Here is a 21,540-nt window from a genome sequence, read left to right as displayed (position 1 = left end):
CCCCCAATGTCCGTAGAAGCCTCCTTTTCCGCCGATTCCCTTGACCTCGGCACGCTGTTCCAGCTGTCCGGCCCGCTGGCTGGAAAGCGCATCGTCGTGGCCATGTCAGGCGGGGTGGACAGTTCGGTGGTCGCCGCGCTCGCCGCGCGCAGCGGCGCGGAAACCATTGGCGTGACGCTGCAGCTTTACGATTACGGCGCGGCGACGGGCCGCAAGGGGGCCTGCTGCGCCGGCGACGATATCCGCGATGCGCGCGCCGTGGCCGACCGGCTCGGCATAGCCCACTATGTGTTCGATCACGAAAGCCAGTTCCGCGAGGAAGTCGTCGAGCGTTTTGCCGACGATTACCTGGCGGGTCGCACGCCCATCCCCTGCATCCGCTGCAACATGGGGCCAAAGTTTACCGACCTGTTTGCCATGGCGCGCGAACTGGGCGCGGACTGCCTGGCCACCGGGCACTACGTTCGCCGCGAAATGGGCGGCGCCGGACCGGAACTGCACCGCGCACTCGATCCGGCGCGGGACCAGTCCTATTTCCTTTACGGGACCACCGAAGCGCAGCTTGATTTCCTGCGCTTTCCGCTGGGCGGACTGCCCAAGCCGCTGGTGCGGACCATTGCCGAGGCTGAAGGCCTGCGCGTCGCGGCCAAGCCCGACAGCCAGGACATCTGCTTCGTGCCCGACGGCGACTATGCCAGGATCGTGCGCTCGGTCCGGCCCGAAGGGGGTGAACCCGGCGAAATCGTCCATGCCGAAACCGGAGCGGTCCTGGGCGAGCACAAGGGCATCATTCACTATACGGTCGGGCAGCGCCGCGGCTTGGAGATCGGTGGACAGCCGGAACCGCTCTACGTGACCGGGCTGGACGCACCGGGCCGCAAGGTGCTGGTCGGGCCGAAGCGCCTGCTTGCGGTCAGCTCCGCCCGCATTTCCGAAACCAACCGGATCGGCCCGCTGCCCGCCGGGCCGCTGACCGCCAAGGTCCGCTCCCTCGCCAAGCCGGTGCCGGTAACGCTGGAGGGAGACTTCGGCGAAGGCGCGGAAGCCACGATCCGGTTCGACAATCCGGAGTATGGCGTCGCACCGGGACAGGCGGCAGTGATCTACGCCGGTGAGCGCGTCGTCGGCGGCGGCTGGATAGAGGCGACTCAGCCCGCCTGACAGGGCTGGGCAATCAGGCTGCGACCGGAAAATTTGACCGCGTCCAGCGCGGGCGCACAGGCGCATTCGCCGCCGCGCACCACTTCTCCGTTCACCCGCGCCTCGCCATCGAGCGGGATGACCAGCAAGGGACCGCCATAACGCGCGGCGATTTCCCGACCGGGCGCACCGTCCACCCGGTCGAGCCGGAAATGCGGCCCATCCACCAGCGATACCGGACCAGCGGGCTGCACTTGCTGCGCCAGCGACCGGTCATAGGAATGACCCCGCGCCACTGCCATGCCAGCATCCAGGTGCAATTCGCGCGGGCGGCCATAGTCATACAGCCGATAGGTCACGTCACTGTTCTGCTGGACTTCGATCAGGCTCAGCCCCGCACCGATAGCGTGGACCGTTCCCGCCGGGATGTAGAAGAAGTCCCCTGCCTGGACCGTGTGCCATTCCAGCAGGTCCTCGATCGAGCCGTCCAGCGCAGCGGCGCGCATGGCATCGGGGCAAAGATCCTGGCGGAACCCGATCCCCAGGCTGGCCCCGGGCTGCGCCTCCAGGATCAGCCAGCATTCCTCCTTGCCGCGGCATCCCGCCGGGGCCTGTTCATCGGAAGGATGCACCTGCACCGACAGCGCCTCGCTGGTGAAGATATATTTGACCAGCAGCGCGTCGAGCGCGGAGGGCGGTTCGAACCAAACTTCGCCAACCTTGCTGCCCGCAGGAGCGACGAAGGGCTGCGGCAGGCAATCACGCCCCCATGGGCGTTCCACCATCCGCGTGGGCAGGAGCAGGCTCACTGCTTCGCCGCGCCGCCAAGTTTGCCGACAAGCTGCGCTCCGGCGCGGGTCGTCACCAGCACTTCATCGCCGTCGACCACGATGATCACGTCATCCAGGCCGATGGCCGAAACGCGCGGTCCGTCGCTTTCGACCAGGACATTGCGGCAATCGATTAGTTCCGCCTTGCCCCGCACGGAATTGCCCTGTGCATCGCGGTCCCGCGCCTCCAGCAGGGCGTCCCAATTGCCGATGTCGGACCAGCCCATGTCGGCCGGGACCATGGCTGCCCGCGCGGTGTTTTCCATCACCGCATAGTCGACCGACTCGCTCTGGATCGCCGCGAAGGATTCGGCATCGGGGTGAAAGCGCGTTCCCTCGGCACGGCCCTTGGCCACGGCTTCGCGGGCCTGGCGGGCGATGTCGGGCCGGTGAGAGGTCAATTCGGCCAGGAACGTGCCGACCTTGAAGGCGAAGATACCGCCGTTCCAGGCATAACCGCCGTCCGCCAGGAACGCCTTGGCGCGTTCCAGATCCGGCTTTTCGACGAAGCGCGCCACTTTGAAACCCAGATCGCCAATCGGCTCACCGCGGTGGAGATAGCCAAAGCCGGTCTCTGGCGCAGTCGCCGCGATGCCGAAGGAGACGAGCCAGCCATCCTGTGCCAGCCGGGCGGCGGTCAGGGCCGCGCGCTGAAAGGCCCCGGCATCGGCAATGTGGTGATCGCTGGGGCAAACCAGCATGATCGCCTCTTCCGGCAGGCGGAGCGCAGCCAGCGCAATCGCCGCTGCCGTATTGCGGGCGCAGGGTTCGACAATCGTTTCACCGCCCGTGCCGGCAGGCCACTGGGCTTCGACGTGGGGGAGATGCGCCGCTCCGGTAACGACGATCGGATCGGCAAAACCAGCCTGCGCCGGACAGCGCGCGAGGGTCGCTTCGAACAGCGTTCCATCGCCGACCAGGGGCAGGAACGGCTTGGGCATGACTGCCCGGCTGCGCGGCCAGAGACGCGTGCCGCTGCCTCCGCATAGAACGACCGGATGGATTGCAGGGTTGCTCATGGCCAGGCGCTTACCTTAATTCCCTCCAAACGCAATCACTTGCGATCCCAAGGCTCAAGCTGGCATCCCGGCCCCTCGCGGTAGGTGGCCGTTTCGCGGGCCAGGAGCGGGAACCGGGCAGTCACGCTTTTGCTTTCGACATCTTCGCTCAGCGTTATCAGTTCCATCCCCGGCTCAAAGTCCTTTTTGCAATCGCCCAGCGGGCGCCCGCCGACAAAGCGGCAGGAACAGGCCACGCGGGCACCATAGGCCGCGCCGGTTTCGGCATATCCGCTCAGCGGCTTCCAGAAGAAGGCGAACAGGGCGATCACCAGGGCCAGGCCCAGCAGCAAAATGCGCCGCCGCCATGGCGATCTGGTTGCGGGGTTCTGTTTGACGGTTGCCATTCGCGGGCCTTTGGGCGAGGGATGCGGACACGATGCCGCGCGCGAAGTTCCTTATCCTCCCGTTGCTTGCTGTGCCAGCCCTCTTGGGTTGTAGCGCGCCGGCACCGGACGAGCTGCCCGAACCGGACGAAGCCGCCCGCGCTGCCGTGGTGGACAAGCCCGGCGTCAACCGGGACCGCCTGGTCCGGGCGGCGGACGCCCTGTTCAACAACCCGCAAACCGCCGAAACGCGCGCGCTGATCGTGCTTCAGAACGGCCGCATCGTGGTGGAACGCTATGCGCCGGGCTATCACCAGAACACCCGGTTCGTGTCGTGGTCGATGGCCAAGACCGTCACCGCCGTGATGATCGGCCAGCTTGTCGCGGACGGCCGCCTGCGGCTGGACGAAAGCGTGCCGATCCCGGCCTGGCAGCGCCCTGGCGATCCGCGCGGCGAGATTACCCTGCGCCAGCTGTTGCAGATGCGATCCGGCCTGCGCCACACCGAAGCCGGCGATCCACCTTACAAGAGTGACGAAGTACGGATGCTGTTCCTGGACGGGCGGGACGACATGTCCGCCTATGCCGAGGCACAGCCGCTGGAAGCCGATCCCGGCGCCAAGTGGGAATATTCCAGCGCAACGACCGTGATCCTGGCCGATCTGGCCGCCCGTGCCCTGACTCCCAGCACCAATCCGGTAGTGCGGATGACCTTGGTGCGCGACTATCTGCGCACGCGCCTGTTCGAACCGATCGGCATGAAAAGCATGGTGCCGGAATTCGACGCCCACGGCACGCTGATCGGCGGCAGCCTGATCCATGGTACGGCGCGCGACTGGGCGCGGTTCGGCGAATTCCTGCGCAATCGCGGCGCGGTTGACGGGGCGCAGCTGGTGCCTTCGTCATGGGTCGACTTCATGACCAGCCCCAGCCCGCGCAATGCCGGCTATGGCGCCCAGCTCTGGCTCAACCGCAAGCAGCCGGACGGCGCGGTGCAATGGCCCGGGGCACCGTCCAGCACCTTCTCGATGAACGGGCACCTGGGCCAATACGTGGTGGTCAACCGCAGCAACGGCGTGGTCGCGGTGCGGCTCGGCAAGACGCAGGACAATGCGCATGAGCCGGTGCGCGCGGCACTGGCCAGGATCGTGACGATGTTTCCAAGGGAGTAAATCCGAAAGTGGGTCGCAAAACCGCTTTGATAACTGGCATTACCGGACAAGACGGCGCCTATCTGGCCCGCCTGCTGCTGGACAAGGGCTATCGCGTTCACGGGATCAAGCGGCGTTCATCGTCGTTCAACACCGCGCGGATTGACGAGATATACCAGGACCCGCACGATCCCGACCCCCGGCTGACGCTGCACTATGGCGACCTGACCGATGCGACCAACCTGATCCGCATCGTGCAGGAAACGCAGCCGGATGAAATCTACAACCTGGCAGCGCAAAGCCATGTCCAGGTCAGCTTTGAAACGCCGGAATATACCGCCAATTCGGACGCGCTGGGCACGCTTCGCCTGCTTGAGGCGATCCGGATTCTGGGGCTGGAGCGCAAGACGCGGTTCTATCAGGCCTCCACTTCCGAACTCTACGGGCTGGTCCAGCAGGTTCCGCAGCGCGAGACGACCCCGTTCTATCCGCGCAGCCCCTATGCCGCGGCGAAGCTCTATGCCTACTGGATCACCGTGAACTACCGCGAAGCCTATGGCATTCATGCTTCGAACGGCATCCTGTTCAACCACGAAAGCCCGCTGCGGGGTGAGACTTTCGTGACCCGCAAGATCACCCGGGGCGCGGCGGCGATTGCCTGCGGCCGGCAGGACGTGCTCTACCTCGGCAATCTGGATGCACGGCGCGACTGGGGCCATGCCCGCGAGTATGTCGAAGGCATGTGGCTGATGGTCCAGCAGGACGAGGCGGACGACTATGTCCTGGCCACGGGGGAGACCACCACGGTCCGCCAGTTCGTGGAATGGGCCTTTGCCGATGCCGGAATCGATCTGGTCTGGCAGGGCAGCGGGGTTGACGAGCGCGGCCTTTGCGCCAAAACCGGGGCAGTCCGGGTGGCAGTCGATCCGCGCTATTTCCGCCCGACCGAAGTCGATCTGCTGATCGGCGATCCGGGCAAGGCACACCAGAAGCTGGGCTGGCGCCACCAGACCAGCGTGCGTGAACTGGCCCGGGAAATGGTCCAGGCGGACCTTGCGGCGATGCAGCGCGGCACACTTGAAGGAGCGATGGAATGACCATGCACGACCTGCCCTACTCCCTTTCCGGCAAGCGGGTGTGGGTGGCAGGTCACCGGGGCATGGTCGGCAGCGCGCTGGTGCGGCGGCTGCAAGGCGAAGACTGCGAAGTCCTGACCGCCGACCGCTCGGAACTCGACCTGACCGACCAGCGCGCGGTGCTGGGCTGGATGCACAATCACCGCCCCCAGGCGGTCTTTCTCGCTGCGGCGCGGGTGGGCGGAATTCACGCCAATGACAGCCGCCCCGTCGATTTCCTGCGCGACAACCTGCTGATCGAAACAGCCGTGTTCACCGGAGCCGAATCGGTCGGGGTGGAAAAGCTGCTGTTCCTGGGCTCATCCTGCATCTACCCGAAACATGCCGAGCAGCCGCTGCGCGAAGAGGCTCTGCTGACCGGGCCGCTGGAGCCGACCAACGAATGGTACGCCCTGGCCAAGATCGCCGGGGTCAAGCTGGCCCAGGCCTACCGCAAGCAATTTGGCTGCGACTTCATCAGCGCGATGCCGACCAACCTCTATGGTCCGGGCGACAATTTCGACCTGCCCGGCAGCCACGTTCTGCCCGCCCTGATCCGCAAGGTCCACCAAGCGAAGGAGAACGGCGCGGCGGTGGAAATCTGGGGCAGCGGGACGCCGCTGCGCGAATTCCTCTATGTCGACGATTGCGCCGATGCCTGCGTCCACTTGATGCAGCACTATTCGGACGGGCTGCCCGTCAATGTCGGTTCCGGGCGGGAAATTTCGATCCGCGATCTGGCCCTGCTGGTCATGGAGGTGCTGGGCCATGACGGCGAAATGATCACCGATCCATCAAAACCGGATGGCACGCCCCGCAAGCTGCTCGACAGTTCACGGCTAAGGAACCTGGGCTGGTCTCCCAAGGTCGATCTGCGCGAAGGAATCGAGCTGGCCTATGCCGCCTTCCTGCGCGGCGAAGGCCGGAACATTCAAGACGCCGATTCCTAAAGCTTGGCCAGCAGGTCCTTCGAAGACATGTCAGTCGGATCGACATGGCCTTCCGGATCGGGATGAATCAGGATTTCCACGCCCGGAAACTCCTTCTTCAGGATCGCCTCGACCTCGTCCATGATCACATGGGCCTGGCGGACGGTCATGTCGCCGTTGATGGCCAGGTGGAACTGCACGAAATCGCGGTCCCCGGAAGTACGGGTGCGCAGGTCGTGCAGGCCCTTGATTTCGGGGTGGCGGGCCACAGCCTCAAGGAAAGCCTGACGGCGTTCTTCGGGCCATTCGTGGTCCATCAGCTGTTCGATGGCCTGCTGCGAAGCGCCCCAGGCGCCCCAGCCCAGCCAAAGCGCAATGGCCAGCCCAAAGAACGGGTCTGCCCCGGCAATCCCGACGTACTGATCCAGCGCCAGGGCGGCGATTACCGCCAGGTTGAGCAGGATGTCCGACTGGTAATGCACGTGGTCGGTGCTGATCGCCAGGCTCTTGGTCTTGCGGATCACATAGCGCTGCCAGGCCAGCAGGGCGACCGTTGCCACCATGGCAATCACCGAGACGACAATGCCGCCTTCCGCGCCTTCCGGACGGGCGCCGGCAATCCATTGGTTGACTGCACGAAACGCCAGGCTGAGCGCCGAAATGGAAATCAGCACGACCTGGAACATGGCAGCCAGGGCCTCGGCCTTGCCATGGCCAAAGCGGTGATTTTCGTCATCCGGCTGGGCCGCCACCCAGACGCCCGCCAAAGTGGCCAGACTGGCGACAAGGTCCAGCGTCGTATCGGCCAGGCTGCCGAGCATGGCGGTAGAGCCGGTGGAGAAGACCGCCCAGACCTTCATGCCGACCAGCAGCAAGGCGACCGCGATCGAAGCGAATGCGGCGCTGCGGTTCAGAGAGGCGTTGTCGTTCATGGGTATAACAGCGTGCTTGTCCAGCCGCCGTCCGGCAGCCGGGTGAACCGGCGGCGCTCGTGCAGGCGGAATGGACGGTCCATCCAGAATTCGAAAGCCGAAGGCGTCAGGCAGAACCCGGTCCAGTGCGGCGGGCGCGGAACCTGACCGACGAGATGCTTTGCCGTGGTCTTGGCAATCCGCGCAAGGAATTCGGCGCGCGACTTCAGCGGCGCGGACTGGTCGGACGCGTGGGCGCCCAGTTGCGAATCCCGGCTGCGGCTGGCGAAGTAGGCATCGGCCATTTCATCCGGCACCGGGGCAATGGCACCCTCGATCCGGATCTGGCGGCGCAGCGATTTCCAGTGGAACAGCATCGCCGCCTGCGGATTGGCGAGCAGTTCCCCGCCCTTGCGGCTGTGGCTGTTGGTATAGAACACGAAACCGCCCAGCGGCCCCAGCAGGTGGGCGCCGTGATCTTTCAGCAGCACCATCCGAACCGACGGCATCGCATCAGGCGTGGCCGTTGCCACGGCGACAGCTTCCGGATCGTTCAGTTCGCTCTTTTTCGCTTCGGCAAACCATTCGTCGAACAAGTCGAACGGGGCTGCGTCAGGAATGGCGTTTTCGGCCTGGGTCTGGTCCATGATGGCAAGGACATAGCCCGCCGCGCCGCCGGAAGAAAGCGCAAGCGTCTCGCAACAAGGGCAAAGGATTGGGACTAAACCTTGCCGGATCGGCATTGTGCACCTAGCTACGGGGCATGGCCGATCCCTATTCGATCCTTGGCGTGGCCCGCGGGGCAAATGAAAAGGACATCAAGTCCGCCTATCGCAAGCTGGCGAAGGAACTGCACCCCGACCGCAACAAGGACAATCCCAAGGCAGCGGAACGCTTTTCCGAAGTGACCCGCGCCTATGACCTCTTGTCTGACAAGGACAAGCGCGCCCGGTTCGACCGCGGCGAAATCGACATCGACGGCAACCCGACCATGGGCTTTGGCTATGGCGGCGGGCCGGGTGGCGGTTTTGGCGGTCACGACCAGCGCGGATTTCGCGCCGACGGGTTCGAAGGCGGGATCGACATTGGCGACATCTTCGACGGCCTGTTCGGCGGGCGAGGCGGGATGGGCGGCGGGTTCGGCGGCGGACAGCGCCGCGGCCCGGCTCCGCGCGGCGCCAACGTGCAGTACCGGCTGAACGTTTCACTCACCGATGCAGCCTTGCAGGCGCCGCAGCGCATTACCCTGGCCGACGGCAAGACGATTGACCTGAAACTCCCCGCCGGGGTTGAGGATGGCACGCAGATGCGGCTCGCCGGCAAAGGGGAGCCGGGGCCGGGCGGCAATGGCGATGCCATTGTCGTGATCCAGATCCAGGGCCACCCCTTCTTCCGCCGCGATGGCGACAACCTGCGGCTGGACCTGCCGATCAGCCTGGACGAGGCAGTGAACGGGGCCAAGGTCAAGGTGCCGACCGCCGATGGCGCGGTGATGCTGACGGTCGCGCCCGGCACCAGTTCGGGCAAAACCCTGCGCCTGAAGGGCAAGGGCTTTACCCGCAAGGACGGCACGCGCGGCGACCAACTGGTCACGATCGAACTGCAATTGCCCGAAGGCGACGAGGACCTGGCCAAGCGGCTGGAAGGCTGGCGCGACAGCCGCAACCTGCGGGCCCGGCTGGGCGTCTAGGCCGTGGAGGAACGCCCGCTAGACGACGCGCATCTGCCGCCCCTGACCATGCCGGACCTCTCGCCCGAAGCCCGGCGCAAGCGGGCGCGGGAAAGCCTGCGCGAAAAGGTGGACGAACACGTCGGGCCCGAAGGCCGGTTCTGGCAATCGCGGTTTTTCAAGGTCGTGGCGCGGGTCTGGGCCGGGGCCTATCACGATGGCTTCATCCACGCCGGCAACCTGGCCTACATGGCGATCCTGGCGCTGTTCCCGTTCTTCATCACCGTTGGCGCGGGGTTCAGCCTGTTTGGCGAACAGGCCCAGCGCGAAGCTTCGGTCCATGCGTTCCTGGCCGCCATGCCGCCCATCGTGGCCACCGCGCTGGAGCCGGTGGCCATGGACGTGATCGTGGCGCGGACCGGCAACCTTCTGTGGATCGGCGGCCTGGTGGGTCTGTGGACCGTCGGCAGCCTGATCGAAACGATCCGCGATATCCTGCGCCGTGCCTATGGCACGCGGACGGCCCTGGCCTATTGGCGCTATCGCCTGATTTCGACCGGAGTGATCATGCTGGCGGTGATCGCCATGCTGTTCGCCCTCCTGGCCCAGGTGCTGATCGGCACCGCGCAGGAAGTGATCCAGGCATCCTTTCCCCGGCTCTACGACTGGATTAGCACGCTGGGCACCTCGCGGCTGGTCTCGGTCGTGGTAATCTATGCCGCGCTATACCTGCTGTTCTTCACTCTGACCCCCAGCGCCTATCGCAGCCGCCGCTATCCCAAGTGGCCCGGCGCCCTGCTGGTCACGGTGTGGTGGGCGGCGGTCAGCGCGGCCCTGCCCGCAGTGCTGCACCGCTTTTTCACATACGATCTCACCTATGGCAGCCTGGCCGGAGTGATGATCGCGCTTTTCTTTTTCTGGCTGGTCGGCTTAGGGATGGTGGTTGGAGCCGAACTGAACGCGGCACTGACCGAAAGTCCTGAGGAACAGGACCTGCTGGGCCGGTGGCGCGAAGAGGAACGGCACAAGGATACCTCCGGAAAAGGGACGACGGGGAACACAGCATGACTGGATTGATGAAGGGAAAGCGCGGGCTGATCATGGGCCTGGCGAACGACAAGTCGCTGGCCTGGGGCATTGCGCAGAAGCTGCATGAAGCAGGTGCGGAACTGGCCTTTTCCTATCAGGGCGAGGCGCTGGAAAAGCGGGTCCGTCCCCTGGCGGAAAGCCTGGGCAGCGATTTCCTGATCGATTGCGACGTGTCCGACATGGCAGCACTGGACGCCGCCTTTGCCAAGCTGGCTGCGCGCTGGCCGACGATTGACTTCGTGGTCCACGCCATCGGCTTTTCCGACAAGAACGAGCTGCGCGGCAAGTATTGCGATACCAGCCTCGAAAACTTCCTGATGACCATGAACATCTCGGCCTATTCGCTGGTCGCCGTGACCAAGCGGGCGGCAGCGATGATGCCGGAGGGCGGCTCGATCCTGACCCTGTCCTATTATGGCGCCGAAAAGGTCGTACCGCATTACAACGTCATGGGCGTGGCGAAGGCTGCCCTGGAAACCAGCGTAAAGTATCTGGCCAACGACCTGGGTCCGGACCGGATCCGCGTCAATGCCATCTCGGCGGGGCCGATCCGCACTCTGGCCGCCAGCGGGATCGGCGATTTCCGCTATATCCTGAAGTGGAACGAGCTGAATTCGCCGCTGCGCCGCAACGTCACGATCGAGGACGTCGGCGGTTCTGCGCTTTACCTGCTGTCAGACCTGGCATCTGGCGTGACGGGCGAGACGCACCACGTCGACGCCGGCTATCACCTGGTGGGCATGAAGCAGGAAGACGCGCCGGATATCGCGCTCAGCTAATCAAGGCTTGGAGGGGGCCGGCGCAGGTGCGGCGGCCTCTTCAGCCTTTTCGTCCGCCTTGCGCTTGGCTTCCATCTGCTTTTCGACTTCTTCGACCCGCGACTGGGTTTCAGTCGCCTCTGCGTCAATCGTCGACAGCCGCTTGGCGCGCTCCTCGGCAATCAGCTGGCCGAACTTGATGTTCGGATCACTGGCCTTTTCCCCTGCAGCCTGCTTCAGCATCTGCCCGGTGCAGCCGGTCCAGCCGCCTGCGCCCACGGGCGAGCAGCTTTGCGTGCCGGTACGCCCGACGGTTTCATAGGCAATGACTTTGTTGTTCCAGGCCTCGTTCGCGGGGTTGGTGCTGGCGCGCAGGTTTTCCGGAATGCGGTAACGCTCGCTCTCAGCCTTGCGGGCGCAGACGGTGATTGTGTCGTCGCCCGATTCGGGGCATTTGTCGTCGCCATAGATGATGACCATGTTCACCTTCGGCTCGGGCGCGGCGTCCTGCGCGGCGGCAGGCGCGGCCAGAGCTAGCCCAAGGGCAAAGGGAACGGCGGCGATCAGCTGGCGCATTGTGAAACTCCTGAATGACTGTCCCGATATAGGGACTTTCCGCTCTGAATAACACCTTAAGCGCAAAGCGCCTTGGCTTGCGTCAAAACCGGACCGCGTCAGATCTTCTCGGCAAGCTTGATCGCCACGCGGCACCCCAGCCGGATCGCGCCGGATAGCAGGCCATAGGCCGGCGCTTCTTCCGCGCCCGCAGCCAGAGCCGCGTCGCGGTGGGCGCGCTCATCGTCACGGAACTGTTCGATCAAGGCCGACAGCTCCGGATCGTCCTCGCCCAGTTCCTCAAGCTGCTGGGAATAGTGCAGGTCGATCTCGGTCTCCACCGCGGCAGTGCAGGCCATGGCGGCTTTCGGTCCGATCAGGGCCGTGGCCGCACCCAGCGCGAACCCGGCGACATCCCAGAACGGCTGGAGCGCCGTGGGCCGCACCCCGCGCGCCGCCAGCAGCGCATCGAACTTTTGCCGGTGCGCGGCTTCCTGTTCGGCCATGTGCTGGATTTCAGCCGAGATCGGGCTGCGGTCCCCCAGCACGGCCAGCTGGCCCGCATAGATCCGCGTCGCGCCGTATTCCCCGGCCTGGTCCACCCGCAGCATCCGGGCCGAAGCGGATTCCGTCATGACGTCATGCTCCCTTGCGCAGGCTGGCCAGCCCGATCAGGGCCAGCGGCACCGAAATCAGGAAATTCCAGCCCGCCAGCGAAATGCCCAGCAGGCTCCACGGGGCGACGTCGCAGCGCACCACCGGGGCATTGAGGATCGCGTCCAGGGCATTGCCCGCACCGGCGCCCGCCACCGTGGTACAAGCCGTCATGCCCTGCCACCAGCCATATTCCACCCCGGCGTGATAGCCGCCGATCAACCCGCCGATCAGAATGGCGAGCAGGGCCAGGCCAGTGAACGCTTTTGCCCGGGGCTTGATCCAGCCGAGCACCGCAAAAGGCAGGGCCGCGAACAGGGCATAGCGCTGCCACCAGCACATTTCGCACGGATAGAGTCCGAACCCGTACTGGCTGACATAGGCCCCGCCCAGCAGCGCCACCGGGACGCCCAACGCAATCATCCGCGCCAGCCGGTTGGTATCCTTTGCCTGGGTCATGATCAGCGCTTCTTGGCCATGGCGGGCGCCGAAGTGCGGCGCAGGGTCTGGATCGCGTAGTACAGCTGGAAGTCCTTGATCCCCTTGGCCTGCAATTCCTCCGCCGTCATCTTGAAGCGCGGGTCTTGCTGGCTGTCGGTTTCAAGCTTCTTGTCGTCCATGGCCGCTTCGTTGACGAGATGGCGGCGCAGGTCGCTTTCGCGGACCGAGAATTCGGCGCGGCGTCGCGCATCCGGATCGGACAGCTGCGGCACGGCAATATCCGGCACGATGCCGCCTTCCTGAACCGACCGGCCCAGCGGCGTGAAGTACCGCGCCGTGGTGATCTTCACCGCGCTGGTGCGGCTGTTGTCGAGGAAGAACAGCGACTGGACCGAACCCTTGCCAAAGCTGCGCTCGCCCATCACCACGGCGCGGCGCTGATCCTGCAAGGCCCCGGCGACGATTTCGGAGGCAGAAGCGGAGCCCGCGTCGATCAGCACGATCACCGGCACGCCCTTGGCCAGATCGCCCGGGATCATGCTTTCGGCGCGGAAGTATTCATCGTCCCGCACATTGCGGCCGCGCTGCGAGACGATATCGCCCTTGGTCAGGAAAATGTCCGAAAGGGCAACCGCTTCTTCCAGCGCGCCGCCGGGATTCTGGCGCAGGTCAAGCACCAGGCCGTTCAGCTTGCCGCCGGCCTGCTTCTTCAGGTCTTCCAGCGCCTGCGCGACATCGGTGCCGACGTCGGCGCTGAATTCGTTGACCGAGATGACGCCGATGCCGTCCTTCATTTCCCAGGTCACCGGCTCCAGCTTGATCACCCCGCGCGTCACGGTGACGTCAAACGGCTTGTCCCGGCCCGAGCGGAAGATGGTCAGGCGGATGTTCGTGCCCGCCTCGCCCCGCATCTGGGCCACGGCATCGTCCAGCTCGCCGCCATAGATCAGCTTGCCATCCAGGTGCGTGATATAGTCGCCCGCCTTGACCCCGGCCGCTTCGGCAGGGCTGCCCTTCATCGGGGCGATCACCTTGACCGCGCCGTCGTCCATGATCACCGACAGGCCGAGGCCCGAATAGTTGCCGTCGATCATCGTGTTCAGCCGCTGCATCGAGGCACCGGACAGGAACGAGGAATGCGGATCGAGCGAGGCGAGCATCCCTTCGATCGCGCCTTCTTCCAGCTTGTCGTCCTCGACCTTTTCGACATAGCGCAGCTTGACCAGCTGGTAGACCGTCGCAAGCTTGGAAAACTGGGCCGAAGCGCGACCATCGACGGCGGCAAGTCCGGCTGTCGTAGCGGGAATCAGGGCAACAGCCGATACCAGGGCGGCCGCGCGGAACAGGGATTGAAACTTCATCGGGCGTAATGCCTCATTGCAATTGCTTGCGCACCTTATCGCGCAGGCCGGGTTAACGCCAGATGGCGCTTCGTTCATGGTGCCGAGATGGGATCACCGCCGCAGGAAGTCCAGCGGGTTGAGCGGCGCGCCATCCTTGCGCAGTTCCAGGCTCAGCACCGGGCGTCCCGGACCGGCGCGGCCCAGCGGCGCTCCGGCAATGACCATCTGCCCCACCCGCGCATCCAACGTGGCAAGGCCCGTCACCAGCGAGGTCCAGCCGCCGCCATGTTCGATGATCACGATCGCGCCATAGCCCTGGTAGGGTCCGGCAAAGGCCACCCGTCCCGCGCCCGGTGCGACGGCCTGGGCTCCAGGCCGGGCGGCAAGCGATATGCCGCGGGACTGCGCCCGCCCCGCCCCGGCATCGCCAAAGCCCGCGACGAGCCGCCCGGTGACCGGCAAGAGGTAGGGCATCGGCGCATTGGCGGGGGGCTGAGCCACTTCGGCCATGGGGGGCACGGCGGCGCTTTGCGGCATGGCCGGACGCAGGACCGGGCCCGGCAGTGCGGCCAGCTGCGCCCGCAACTTGCCCGCCTTGTCCAGTTCCCCGACCAGGGCAGAAAGATCGCGGGCCTGTTCCGCCAGGCCCAGGGCGCGTTCCGCTTCCCGGTCGGCCAGGCTACCGGCGCTGCGCGATTCGAGCCGCTGGCGCGCTTCAATGGTCAGCAATTGCTGGCGGCGCTGGTTGAGTTCGCCCTGGCTGGCGCGCAGGTCTGCGCTGGCCTGTTCGGCCTGGGTCTGAAGCTGCTTGCTCCGCTCCAGCGCGGCGCGCAGGCCGGCAGTGCGGCGGCCCACTTCGGGCAACATGGTTTCCAGCACGGCGCGCAAGTAGACCGCATCCTGCAACGAACCGGGCCGCAGCAGGGAGAACAGGGCCGGTCGCCGCGACAGGCGTTGCAGCGCCGCAGTCAGTTCGACCACCGGCTTCTGCCGCTGGGCCAGTTCGATGCGCAGGGCCTGGCGCTGCTGGCCGATCAGGCGAATCCGCGCCTCGTTCCCGGCGATCTGCGCTTCGGCCTGCTGCACCCGCGCGGCTAGCGCCGCACTTTCCTGGGCAGTCTTGTCCGCCGCGGCAATCGCGCTGGCGGCGCGCTGTTCAAACGATTCGGCGCGGAGCCGGGCCTCGCGGCTCTGCACCTCGGCATTGCGCAGGGCGGACTGGGCATCCTGCGGGGTTTCGATAACTTGCGCCGGATCCTGGGCGCGCGTTGCCTCGATCCCGACAAGCAGGGCAAGACCAGCAGCGCAGATCAAGGCAAAACGCGCAATCATTGCCGCCGCTTATCCCGAACGGTGATAGGGATGGCCAGCAAGAATGCTGGTCGCGCGCCACAATTGTTCGGCCAGCATCGCGCGGACCATCAGGTGGGGCCAGGTCATCGCGCCAAAACCCAGCAGCAGGTCGGCCTTGTCGCGCGCTTCCTGGCCGTGCCCGTCTGCCGCGCCGATCAGGAAGCGGGTTTCCCGCACCCCGTCATCGCGCCACCGGCCCAGCAGGGCAGCGAATGCTTCGGAGCTCATCTGTTTGCCGTGTTCGTCCAGCAGGACTTCGCGGCACGGGGTTGGTGCTGTGGGCATGGTACCGCCCACGTCGGGCAGCTCGGTCAGGGTTATGGGCCAGGTCACGCGCTTGCAATAGCGCGCTACCAGGTCCGCTTCCGGAGAGCGCCCGATCTTGCCCCGGGCAATGATATGCAGGCGCATCGCAGGGGCTTCAGGCGCTGCCCGAATCTCCGAACGCCCACATGCGTTCCAGGTTGTAGAAGCTGCGCACTTCCGGGCGGAACAGGTGGACCACCACGTCGCCGGCGTCGATCAGCACCCAGTCAGCCGCGGGCAGGCCTTCGATCCGGACATGGCCGAAACCGCCGTGCTTGATCCGCTCGGCCAGCTTTTGCGCCATGGCCGCAACCTGGCGGGTCGAGCGGCCCGAAGCGATCACCATGTGATCGGCAATCGAGCTTTTCCCTTCCAGCGGGATCGAGACGATTTCCTGGGCCTGGTCGTCATCAAGCGACTTCAGCACGAGTTCGTGAAGCGAGCCCGGCTCCGACGGGGGGAGCGGGGCGGGAGTGCCGGCAGCAGGGCCGGGCGCGGATTGGGCAGATGTCATGTAAGCGGGAACGGCTCCTCTGGGCGGGCTTCGCAGGCAGTCATGCGATGTCTGGATCGACGGGATGGTGCGTCAGGGGGTCCCGCAGGCGCTTACCGGCAAACCGGTTGGCCCATTCAGGGTCGGCGCGGCGAATGGCAGTCGCCGAACGCGGATCGGGATCAAAACGCAATTGTATCAGCGCGGGTGCGCTCCATCCTGCCCGGTGCTTCAGGCTGGCAGCAGACCGCCGGTATCGGCCTAGCCAGGCCCCGGCGGGGCTCGCCCGGGCAGAGGCATCATAGCCCGGACGCGCGATAACCGCAATCGGCATGGCGCGCGCCAGTCTGCGCCAGTCCTTCCACTGGTGGAACTGGGCCAGATTGTCGCTGCCCATCAGCCAGACAAAGCGGTTGCGGGGATAGCACCGCTTCAGTGCACGCAGCGTGTCGACGGTATAGCGGGTGCCCAGTTCCCGCTCAATTTGAGTGGGCACGATCGGCACGCCCCGCGCCTGCTCCAGCGCCGAGGCGAGCCGTGCCGCCAGGGGCGCCATACCGGCCTTGGGCTTGAGCGGATTGCCGGGCGAGACCAGCCACCACACTTCGTCCAGCCCCAGCGCGCGGCGCGCGAACAGGCTGATCCGGCGGTGGCCGCCATGTGCGGGATTGAAGCTCCCGCCCAGCAGTGCGACCTTTTTCAGGGCCGGACCTGCCCGGTGCCGCGCACCACCCATTTGTAAGTGGTGAGCCCTTCCAGCGCGACCGGACCGCGTGCATGCAGCCGCCCCGTGGCGATGCCGATTTCCGCGCCAAGGCCGAATTCGCCGCCATCGGCGAACTGGGTGGAGGCATTGGCCATGACGATGGCGCTGTCCACTTCGGCCAGGAACCGCTCGACCGCCGACTCGTCTTCGGAAACGATGGCTTCGGTGTGCTGCGATCCATGCGCGGCAATGTGGCGCAAGGCATGGTCCAGCCCATCGACCACGGCGACGGACAGAATGCTGTCGAGGTATTCGGTATCCCAGTCCTCGTCGGAAGCAGGACCGATTCGCGGATCGAGCGCCATGGCCCGGGCATCGCCGCGCAGTTCGCAGCCTTTGTCCAGCAGGGCGGCGACAACAGCCTGCGAAGCGGGGAACTGCGCGTCGAGCAGCAAGGTCTCCATCGCGCCGCAAATGCCGGTGCGGCGAAGTTTGGCATTCAGGGTGATTTCCACCGCCTTGGCCGGATCGGCTGCGGCGTGGACATAGGTGTGGTTGATCCCGTCGAGGTGCGCCAGGACTGGCACGCGCGCATCGGCCTGGACCCGCGCCACCAGGCTCTTGCCCCCGCGCGGCACGATCATGTCGATCAGGCCCGCCGCCGTCAGCATGGCGCCAACGGCCGCACGGTCCTGGGTCGGCACCAGTTGCACCGCATCGGCGGGAACGCCCGCGCTTTCCAGCCCGCGCACCAGGGCGGCATGGATCGCGCGGTTGGAATGAACCGCCTCGCTGCCCCCGCGCAGCAGAACGGCATTGCCCGATGCCACGCAGAGCGCCGCCGCGTCAGCCGTCACGTTGGGGCGGCTTTCGTAGATGATGCCGATCAGTCCGATCGGCACCCGCACCCGGCTAAGCCGCAGGCCGTTCGGACGTTCCGCGCTGTCGATCACCTGCCCCACCGGATCCGCCAGCCGCGCCACGTTGTCGACCGCATCGGCAATGCCCGCCAGCCGCGCCGGATCGAGCTTGAGCCGGTCGAGCATCGCCGGAGACAGGCCATTCGCCTCACCGGCGGCGAGGTCCTTGGCATTGGCGGCGAGCACTTCGGCCTCCGCCGCGCGCAGGGCCTCTGCCGCGGCGTGCAGGGCCTTGGCCTTTGCGGCATGGTCCATGCGGCCAAGCACGTGCTGCGCGGCGCGGCCTGCCTTGGCCAGGCTTGCGATCAGGGCTTCGGGGGACGGGCTGTTTTCCATAGGGCGCGGGAACTAACACTCCCCCGGCCCGTTGTCACCGGCGCAGCGCTTAACGCGCGCTAAACGATTCATCGCGCTAGACTTTCGACTCGGCGACTCCTGACCTCTGTAGATTCGCGTGGTCGGTCCCGCTCTGCTAGCGCGCGCCCTAACACAGGATGGTAGGGACTCGGGGTCGTCTTGCAAAATTCAGCCGTCGGCGGACTTAAGGACCGCCTGCGGACCTGGTTTCCGGATCGCGAATTCTTCATGCGGTCCGAGGGGCAGGTCCGTTTTATCAAGGTTTCCTCACGGATTCAGATGATCGCTGCGGCCGCCGTCGCGGGGCTTTTGCTTGTCTGGGTCCTGTCGCTCGCCGGCATGGCCATTTCCAGTTACCTTGCGAATCGCGACCGTCTGTCGCTGCTCCACCGCGAGGCGACTGTCGCCAAGTCCGAATCGCGCCTGCAGGCCTATGGTGACGATATCGACAAGGTCGCCGAAGACCTGAAGCGCCGCCAGGATTTCATCGACAAGGTAACCCAGGCCCATCTGGGCGACCTGCCCAAGGACCAGCAGGCCGGGGAAACCGTCTCCAACAGCGCGACCGAAGCGGCAGAGACGGTGAAGAAGGTCAGCCTGGTCCTGCCACAGGCCGCTGCCTTGGCCGAAGTCGAAGCCCGCCAGCTCGCTTTCATCGAGGGACTGACCCGCCTGGCCGATCGCCGTTCTGCCGCTGCCGAAGCGCGGCTGGCACGGCTTGGCCTCAATCCCCGCACCATCCTGGCCCAGATGGACGATCGGACCGCCCAGGGTGGTCCGCTGATTTCCCTCGCCACGTCCGGCGACGGCTCGATCGATCCCCGCTTCCAGCGTTTCGGCCTCAGTCTCGCGCGGATGGAAGCGCTGGAGCGGCGGTTGGCCGCCCTGCCGCAGACCCTGCCCGCCAGCCTGGAATACATTTCCTCTTCCTTTGGCTACCGGCCCGATCCCTTTACCGGCGGACCTGATTTCCATCCCGGACTCGATTTCAAGGGCCCCACCGGCGCGCCGATCTATGCCGCTGCGCCCGGTCGGGTCAGCTTCGTTGGCCAGCGTTCCGGCTATGGTAATGTGGTCGAGATCGACCACGGCCATGGACTCCTTACCCGCTATGCGCATATGTCGGGATTTCGTACACAGGTGGGGAAGGCTGTGATTCCGGGCGAACTGATTGGCCTGATCGGCAACACGGGGCGCTCAACCGGGCCGCACCTGCATTTCGAAGTCCGGATCAATGACCGTCCGGTCAATCCGCGCCCCTTCCTGGAGGCTGTTCCCAATGTTCTCGAAAAAGCCCGCGGCAGTGCCGCACAACGCGGTAGGTAGCACCATGGCAAATTCCACTTTCAGCGTCTTTGGCGCAGACATCCGCATCAAGGGCGACGTTCACGCCTCGGCCGACCTGCACATCGACGGCAAGGTCGAAGGCGACGTGTCGTGCACCTCGCTGGTTCAGGGCGAAAGCGGCGAAATCGTCGGCGCGGTGAAGGCCGAAAGCGCCCGCCTGTCCGGCTCGGTTCGCGGCACGATCACCGTGCGCGATCTCGTCGTGCTGCGGACCGCGCGCATCCAGGGCGACGTGCATTACGATTCGCTGACCATCGAACAGGGTGCCCAGGTCGATGGCCGTTTCGCTCCCCGCGCCGTGGGTGAAGACAGCGCCGTGGTGAACTTCCCCGGCTGAACTCAGACCGCTTAGTCGTCCCCGGTGCCGCTGGGGACCGCGGGCCGGTTCCAATCTTACTGTGCCGCCAGCTCCTCGCGCAGGGCCTTGCGATCAAGCTTGCCGATCATGGTCTTAGGCATGGTCGCGCGGATCACCACCCGGTCCACCCGCTCGTGCTTGCCCAAGCGGGCGTTGACCCAGTCGCGCAGTTCCTCCGGCGTGGCAGAGGCCCCGGCGTCCAGCGTGACGAAAGCGCGCGGCACTTCGCCCAGGTATGCATCGGGCACGCCGATCACCAGCACTTCCTTAATCGCGGGATGTTCTTCCAGCACGGCTTCGACCTGGCTGGGGAAGACCTTGAACCCGCCCACGGAGATCATGTCCTTGATCCGGTCGACAATCGCCAGATAGCCCTCGGCGTCAATCGTCGCGACATCGCCGGTGCGCAGCCAGCGGCCGTCCTCGCGCTCGGCAAAGGCAGTGGCCGCCGCATCGGGGCGGCGCCAGTATCCCTGCATCACCTGCGGCCCCTGGATCGCCAGTTCGCCCGGCTCTCCTTCGGCCGCATCGCGCATGGGGTCATCGCGGTGGAGCAGGCGCACCCGTGTTGACGGAAGCGGCTGGCCTATCGTGCCCGGGCGCTCCTCGCCCTCATAGGGATTGCACGAAACAACGCCCGAGGTCTCGGTCAGCCCATAGCCTTCCACCAGCCGCGCACCGCTGAGCTGTTCGAAGCGCTGCTTGAGCGGAAGCGGCAACGGAGCGCCGCCGGAAATGCAGATGCGCAGCGTGGAAAAGTCGGTCTTGGCCGCGCGGGGATGATCCAGCAGCGCCTGGTACATGGTCGGCACGCCAGGGAACGCAGTCGCCCGCACCCGCTGCAAGGTCTTGAGCGCCTGCCCAGCGTCAAAGCGCGGCAGCATGGCGATGCAGCCGCCGTTGATCACCGTGCGGTTGAGGACCGAGACATTGGCAAAGACATGGAACAGCGGCAGGACGCCCATGATCATGTCGCGCTCTCCCGCGCGCGGATCGAGCGCGGCGACCTGACGGGCGTTGGCCGTGATGTTCTGGTGGGTCAGCATCGCGCCCTTGGGCGTGCCGGTTGTCCCGCCGGTATATTGCAGCAAGGCCAGATCGACTTGGGGATTGAGCGCCACGGGCACAGGCGCGCTGGCCGCAAGACAGTCCTCCCACCGCATGACTCCTGACGCAGCAGGAATCGGGCTGAGCGCCTTGCGGCCCAGCAGCTTCAGCAGGATGCGCTTGGTCAGCGGCAGCATGGCCGCGAGCGAGCCGACGATCAGCGTTTCCAGCGAGGAGTTGTGTTGCACTTGCAGCGCCGTGGGCAGCAGCGCCGTCGAATCGAGCGTCACCAGGATGCGCGCGCCTGAATCCTCGACCTGCGCGGCCAGTTCTGGCGCAGTGTAGAGCGGGCTGAAATTGACCAGGGTCGCCCCGGCCATGGCGGCCCCGAAATAGGCCGAAACGTAGATGGGCACGTTGGGCAGGTAGAGCCCGATCCGGTCACCCTTCTTGACACCCAGCCGTTGCAGCCCCGCCGCAAAGGCAGTCGCTTCGGCATGGAGCTGCGCATAGGTGAAACGGCGGCCGAGGAAATCGACCAGCGGGCGCGATCCGAATGTTCCGGCCGCCTGCGCGAACATTTCGGGCAGGCTTTGCGGCGGAAGATCTAGCGCCCATTGCCCTGGATGGCCAAAATGCGCCACCCAAGGTTCACCCCCAATGCTATTGACAGCCATGTAAGCG

24 protein-coding genes are annotated in these 21,540 nt (G+C 65.8%); 9 read left to right on the top strand and 15 right to left on the bottom strand.

Annotated elements, in window-relative coordinates; genetic code table 11:
- The first annotated feature begins 6 nt into the window (after positions 1–6).
- Positions 7–1,161 (top strand): tRNA 2-thiouridine(34) synthase MnmA, encoded by a 1,155-nt coding sequence (gene mnmA / locus ACQKOE_RS10955; protein ID WP_427512812.1) that lies wholly within the window; start codon positions 7–9, stop codon positions 1,159–1,161.
- On the opposite strand, the gene ACQKOE_RS10950 is transcribed toward mnmA, so the two are convergent.
- The 3 genes from ACQKOE_RS10950 to ACQKOE_RS10940 are packed head-to-tail and all read right to left on the bottom strand — an operon-like array spanning position 1,149 to position 3,375.
- Positions 1,149–1,949 carry a class I mannose-6-phosphate isomerase gene (locus tag ACQKOE_RS10950; protein WP_427512811.1) on the bottom strand — a complete coding sequence of 267 codons (801 nt, stop codon included), beginning with the start codon at positions 1,947–1,949 and terminating at the stop codon, positions 1,149–1,151. The two genes, mnmA and ACQKOE_RS10950, sit on opposite strands and share 13 nt — an antisense overlap.
- Positions 1,946–2,989, bottom strand: a complete 1,044-nt coding sequence (locus tag ACQKOE_RS10945; RefSeq protein WP_427512810.1) for a mannose-1-phosphate guanylyltransferase — start codon at positions 2,987–2,989, stop codon at positions 1,946–1,948. Before ACQKOE_RS10945 ends, ACQKOE_RS10950 begins: the two co-directional genes overlap by 4 nt.
- A 35-nt stretch (positions 2,990–3,024) precedes the next feature.
- Positions 3,025–3,375: a hypothetical protein gene (locus tag ACQKOE_RS10940; RefSeq protein WP_427512809.1), complete on the bottom strand. Its 351-nt coding sequence runs from the start codon at positions 3,373–3,375 to the stop codon at positions 3,025–3,027.
- A gap of 32 nt (positions 3,376–3,407) precedes the next feature.
- Here ACQKOE_RS10940 and ACQKOE_RS10935 point away from each other — a divergent pair, with 32 nt between their 5' ends.
- From ACQKOE_RS10935 to ACQKOE_RS10925, 3 genes are read left to right on the top strand one after another with little or no spacing between them, the layout of a single operon-like run.
- Positions 3,408–4,526 (top strand): serine hydrolase domain-containing protein, encoded by a 1,119-nt coding sequence (locus tag ACQKOE_RS10935; RefSeq protein ID WP_427512808.1) that lies wholly within the window; start codon positions 3,408–3,410, stop codon positions 4,524–4,526.
- 8 nt (positions 4,527–4,534) lie between these two features.
- Positions 4,535–5,602, top strand: coding sequence for a GDP-mannose 4,6-dehydratase (gene gmd, locus ACQKOE_RS10930; protein ID WP_427512807.1), 1,068 nt, complete (start codon positions 4,535–4,537; stop codon positions 5,600–5,602).
- A 2-nt stretch (positions 5,603–5,604) separates the two neighbouring features.
- Positions 5,605–6,570 carry a GDP-L-fucose synthase family protein gene (locus ACQKOE_RS10925; RefSeq protein ID WP_427512940.1) on the top strand — a complete coding sequence of 322 codons (966 nt, stop codon included), beginning with the start codon at positions 5,605–5,607 and terminating at the stop codon, positions 6,568–6,570.
- Here ACQKOE_RS10925 and ACQKOE_RS10920 read toward each other — a convergent pair.
- Together ACQKOE_RS10920 and pdxH are read right to left on the bottom strand one after the other, a co-directional pair.
- Entirely contained in the window at positions 6,567–7,481 is a 915-nt protein-coding gene (locus ACQKOE_RS10920) for a cation diffusion facilitator family transporter (RefSeq protein WP_427512806.1), read from the bottom strand. The two genes, ACQKOE_RS10925 and ACQKOE_RS10920, sit on opposite strands and share 4 nt — an antisense overlap.
- Entirely contained in the window at positions 7,478–8,107 is a 630-nt protein-coding gene (pdxH, locus tag ACQKOE_RS10915) for a pyridoxamine 5'-phosphate oxidase (protein ID WP_427512805.1), read from the bottom strand. Before pdxH ends, ACQKOE_RS10920 begins: the two co-directional genes overlap by 4 nt.
- A 116-nt stretch (positions 8,108–8,223) precedes the next feature.
- Between pdxH and ACQKOE_RS10910 the strand changes: the two genes are divergently transcribed.
- From ACQKOE_RS10910 to fabI, 3 genes are read left to right on the top strand one after another with little or no spacing between them, the layout of a single operon-like run.
- Positions 8,224–9,150 (top strand): DnaJ C-terminal domain-containing protein, encoded by a 927-nt coding sequence (locus tag ACQKOE_RS10910; RefSeq protein WP_427512804.1) that lies wholly within the window; start codon positions 8,224–8,226, stop codon positions 9,148–9,150.
- Between the two features lie 3 nt (positions 9,151–9,153).
- Positions 9,154–10,197: a YihY/virulence factor BrkB family protein gene (locus ACQKOE_RS10905; RefSeq protein WP_427512803.1), complete on the top strand. Its 1,044-nt coding sequence runs from the start codon at positions 9,154–9,156 to the stop codon at positions 10,195–10,197.
- Complete coding sequence (gene fabI / locus ACQKOE_RS10900) at positions 10,194–10,997, top strand: enoyl-ACP reductase FabI (protein ID WP_427512802.1); 804 nt, start codon at positions 10,194–10,196, stop codon at positions 10,995–10,997. The genes ACQKOE_RS10905 and fabI overlap by 4 nt, the downstream gene beginning before the upstream one ends.
- Here the strand turns inward: fabI and ACQKOE_RS10895 are convergent, their stop codons facing one another.
- From ACQKOE_RS10895 to ACQKOE_RS10855, 9 genes are all read right to left on the bottom strand, one after another.
- Positions 10,998–11,552 carry a hypothetical protein gene (locus tag ACQKOE_RS10895; protein WP_427512801.1) on the bottom strand — a complete coding sequence of 185 codons (555 nt, stop codon included), beginning with the start codon at positions 11,550–11,552 and terminating at the stop codon, positions 10,998–11,000.
- A 98-nt stretch (positions 11,553–11,650) separates the two neighbouring features.
- Positions 11,651–12,166, bottom strand: coding sequence for a demethoxyubiquinone hydroxylase family protein (locus ACQKOE_RS10890; protein WP_374590509.1), 516 nt, complete (start codon positions 12,164–12,166; stop codon positions 11,651–11,653).
- 4 nt (positions 12,167–12,170) lie between these two features.
- On the bottom strand, positions 12,171–12,644 hold the full coding sequence (locus ACQKOE_RS10885; RefSeq protein WP_427512800.1) for a disulfide bond formation protein B: 474 nt from the start codon (positions 12,642–12,644) through the stop codon (positions 12,171–12,173).
- Between the two features lie 2 nt (positions 12,645–12,646).
- A complete protein-coding gene (locus ACQKOE_RS10880; RefSeq protein WP_427512799.1) occupies positions 12,647–13,987 on the bottom strand; it encodes a S41 family peptidase in 1,341 nt (446 codons plus the stop codon).
- Positions 13,988–14,080: 93 nt separating this feature from the next.
- A complete protein-coding gene (locus ACQKOE_RS10875; RefSeq protein WP_427512798.1) occupies positions 14,081–15,301 on the bottom strand; it encodes a murein hydrolase activator EnvC family protein in 1,221 nt (406 codons plus the stop codon).
- A gap of 9 nt (positions 15,302–15,310) precedes the next feature.
- The gene (locus ACQKOE_RS10870; RefSeq protein ID WP_427512797.1) at positions 15,311–15,733 is read right to left on the bottom strand and encodes a 23S rRNA (pseudouridine(1915)-N(3))-methyltransferase RlmH; all 423 of its coding nucleotides are present in this window, start codon (positions 15,731–15,733) and stop codon (positions 15,311–15,313) included.
- 10 nt (positions 15,734–15,743) lie between these two features.
- Positions 15,744–16,142: a ribosome silencing factor gene (rsfS, locus tag ACQKOE_RS10865; RefSeq protein WP_427512796.1), complete on the bottom strand. Its 399-nt coding sequence runs from the start codon at positions 16,140–16,142 to the stop codon at positions 15,744–15,746.
- 40 nt (positions 16,143–16,182) lie between these two features.
- The gene (locus ACQKOE_RS10860; RefSeq protein ID WP_427512795.1) at positions 16,183–16,857 is read right to left on the bottom strand and encodes a nicotinate-nucleotide adenylyltransferase; all 675 of its coding nucleotides are present in this window, start codon (positions 16,855–16,857) and stop codon (positions 16,183–16,185) included.
- On the bottom strand, positions 16,821–18,083 hold the full coding sequence (locus tag ACQKOE_RS10855) for a glutamate-5-semialdehyde dehydrogenase (RefSeq protein ID WP_374590495.1): 1,263 nt from the start codon (positions 18,081–18,083) through the stop codon (positions 16,821–16,823). Before ACQKOE_RS10855 ends, ACQKOE_RS10860 begins: the two co-directional genes overlap by 37 nt.
- Before the next feature lie 300 nt (positions 18,084–18,383).
- On the opposite strand from ACQKOE_RS10855, the gene ACQKOE_RS10850 reads away from it, so the two are divergent.
- Together ACQKOE_RS10850 and ACQKOE_RS10845 are read left to right on the top strand one after the other, a co-directional pair.
- On the top strand, positions 18,384–19,430 hold the full coding sequence (locus ACQKOE_RS10850) for a M23 family metallopeptidase (RefSeq protein ID WP_427512794.1): 1,047 nt from the start codon (positions 18,384–18,386) through the stop codon (positions 19,428–19,430).
- Positions 19,431–19,434: 4 nt separating this feature from the next.
- Positions 19,435–19,788: a bactofilin family protein gene (locus tag ACQKOE_RS10845; protein ID WP_374590491.1), complete on the top strand. Its 354-nt coding sequence runs from the start codon at positions 19,435–19,437 to the stop codon at positions 19,786–19,788.
- 56 nt (positions 19,789–19,844) lie between these two features.
- Here ACQKOE_RS10845 and ACQKOE_RS10840 read toward each other — a convergent pair whose 3' ends face one another.
- Positions 19,845–21,533 (bottom strand): long-chain-fatty-acid--CoA ligase, encoded by a 1,689-nt coding sequence (locus ACQKOE_RS10840; protein ID WP_427512793.1) that lies wholly within the window; start codon positions 21,531–21,533, stop codon positions 19,845–19,847.
- Positions 21,534–21,540: the final 7 nt, after the last annotated feature.

The sequence above is a fragment of the Novosphingobium sp. NPDC080210 genome, assembly GCF_050281025.1.
GTDB lineage: Bacteria > Pseudomonadota > Alphaproteobacteria > Sphingomonadales > Sphingomonadaceae > Novosphingobium.
This window is presented reverse-complemented; position numbering and strand designations above follow the sequence as displayed.